Genomic DNA, 2,659 nt, shown 5'->3' with positions numbered 1-2,659 from the left:
ATGATTTAAATAAGTTTCATACTTTATGAAGCCATTTAAATAACGTACAGGATCAACAGTGGTGTTATGATTACTCGAACTTGTATAGAAAAAACAATAATTATCTGATCTATTGTCTATTCCAATAACTCTTGCAGCATGCTGAGAATAAGTACCGTGATCATAATCAAATCCACTGTCATAAACTTTAAAATCTTCAATTTTTGGTATTAAAGTGTCACCTTTAGACACATTTTGTACCAACGCATACATTGGTTCTTCAATATGAGGTATATAAGAAATATAACAATTTTCTCCGCTCTGACTTGATAATCTAAATGGGGTAAAAGTTCGATATTCAGGAAAAGTAAAACTAGCAAATCCATTACTTCCTATTGTGATGTTCCTCACATTTTTAAGCGCGCTAATATCCAGATAAGCATCTCCCTCAGTTAGACCAAAACTGACACTACCATGATGTGGAGTTCCAATATATCCAAAATCTAGTGTATCAATATTTGTGACCATCTGGATTGTACGAAGAACAACTGATCTATCTGAATACTGTCTTACAGTGGTAGCCCAGTACGGCTCTCCCTTTGCAAAGTCATAATCTATAGACTGATAGCGCTCGGATACTTCATAGGTTTTCAGCGGATTGCCTTCTTTGTCAGAAAAGAACACCCATGAGCCGATTAATTGAGAACTGAATCGTTCATTAATTACATACCCTTTCACAGGAGCAGTTTCATCATCTTTATTACAGCTTGTAAATCCTATAACAAACAATACCAGCATTAAAGCCAATAACAGATTCTTCATAATTTCTAATTAAATATCCAAATAAGGCCACAAACATAGTTATTTTATAAATAGTCTCGCTTGAATTACACAATAACCTTAGGTATACCACTAAAATATTTTCCTTCCTCGCTCTAAAACCTACTATACATCTCAAATTTATAAATACCTTTGCTGCTTAATTTTTTAATACATGATCTCTGTTGACGCTCTCACGGTCGAGTTTAGTGGCTCGGCGCTTTTCAGTAACATTTCTTTCAATATCAATGAAAATGACCGTATCGCCCTGATGGGTAAGAATGGTGCCGGAAAATCTACCCTGCTCAAGATTATTGCCGGTGTTAATGCACCTACAAGGGGCAAGATCTCTGCTCCCAAGGATGCAGTAATCGCTTATCTGCCTCAGCACCTGCTTACTGAGGATAATTGTTCTGTTTTTGAAGAAGCATCAAAGGCTTTTTCAAAAATATTAGGGATGAAAGACCGTATTGAAGCCCTAAACAAAGAGCTTGAGACACGCACAGATTATGAGTCTGATGAGTATTACAAAATAATTGAAGAAGTATCTGAGCTTAGTGAAAAATACTATTCCATAGAGGAAATCAACTTTGATGCTGAAGTGGAGAAAACATTGCTGGGACTTGGTTTTCTTAGATCGGACTTCAACAGGCCAACCAAAGAGTTTAGCGGTGGCTGGCGCATGCGCATAGAGCTGGCTAAAATCCTGCTACAAAAGCCTGACCTGATCTTGCTCGATGAACCTACTAACCATATGGACATTGAATCGATCCAGTGGCTGGAGGATTTCCTGGTTAACAATGCCAAAGCGGTGATTGTGATCTCGCACGACAAAACGTTTGTTGACAATATCACCAACCGTACCATTGAGGTTACTATGGGCCGCATTTATGACTACAAGGTCAATTATACCCAGTACCTTCAACTGCGCAAAGAGCGTCGTGAACAACAGCAAAAGGCATATGAAGAGCAACAAAAGCAGATTGCTGAAATCCAGACTTTTATTGAAAGGTTTAAAGGCACTTACTCAAAGACATTGCAGGTTCAGTCGCGGGTGAAGATGCTTGAAAAAATGGAGCTTATTGAGGTAGATGAAGTGGATACTTCACACCTGAACCTTAAATTTCCACCTGCTCCACGTTCGGGTAACTACCCGGTAATTGCGGAGGATGTTTGCAAATCCTACGGCGACCATGTGGTGTTTAAAAATGCCTCCATGACCATTGAAAGAGGCCAAAAAGTAGCCTTCGTAGGGAAAAATGGTGAGGGTAAGTCCACCATGATCAAGGCCATTATGGGAGAAATTGAATATGAGGGTAAATTGCAGGCCGGCCACAATTGTATGATCGGGTACTTTGCTCAAAATCAGGCGTCACTACTGGACGGAGATCTTACGGTATTCCAGACCATTGATAATATAGCGCAGGGTGATATCCGAACTAAGATCAAAGACCTTTTAGGAGCTTTTATGTTTAGCGGTGATGCTATAGACAAGAAGGTAAAGGTGTTGTCGGGTGGAGAAAGAACCCGCCTTGCCATGATCAAACTTCTTCTGCAACCGGTTAACTTATTGATTCTTGATGAGCCTACTAACCACCTGGATATAAGGACAAAAGACATACTTAAAGAAGCACTTCAAAGCTTTGATGGTACTCTGATCCTGGTGTCGCACGACAGGGATTTTCTTGATGGCCTTGCCACCAAAGTATTTGAATTTGGTAATAAACGTATACGTGAGCACTTTGAGGATATTAATGGTTTCCTTAGAAACAAGAAGCTGGAAAACCTACGGGAGATAGAGAGGAAAACGGCCTAATTGAGTACCCTCTTCTCAGAATAACGGCGAACATAGCTAAATTGT

At 39.5% G+C, this 2,659-nt stretch carries 2 protein-coding genes; one reads left to right on the top strand and one right to left on the bottom strand.

The window, feature by feature from the left end; translation table 11 throughout:
- Positions 1-801 (bottom strand): hypothetical protein (locus E1163_RS14285; RefSeq protein ID WP_155172948.1); only part of this gene is annotated, 801 nt, incomplete at its 3' end.
- Positions 802-973: 172 nt separating this feature from the next.
- Between E1163_RS14285 and E1163_RS14280 the strand changes: the two genes are divergently transcribed.
- Positions 974-2,614, top strand: a complete 1,641-nt coding sequence (locus tag E1163_RS14280) for an ABC-F family ATP-binding cassette domain-containing protein (protein ID WP_155172946.1) — start codon at positions 974-976, stop codon at positions 2,612-2,614.
- The last annotated feature ends 45 nt before the right edge of the window (positions 2,615-2,659 follow it).

Source organism: Fulvivirga kasyanovii, assembly GCF_009711405.1.
Classification (GTDB): Bacteria; Bacteroidota; Bacteroidia; order Cytophagales; family Cyclobacteriaceae; genus Fulvivirga; species Fulvivirga kasyanovii.
The sequence above is the reverse complement of the archived record's forward strand: the minus strand, read 5'-3'. Positions and strand labels throughout refer to the sequence as shown.

Coding starts and splice junctions, on each gene's coding strand:
- E1163_RS14280 (WP_155172946.1), top strand. CDS start 974: ATGATCTCTGTTGACGCTCTCACGGTCGAGTTTAGTGGCTCGGCGCTT.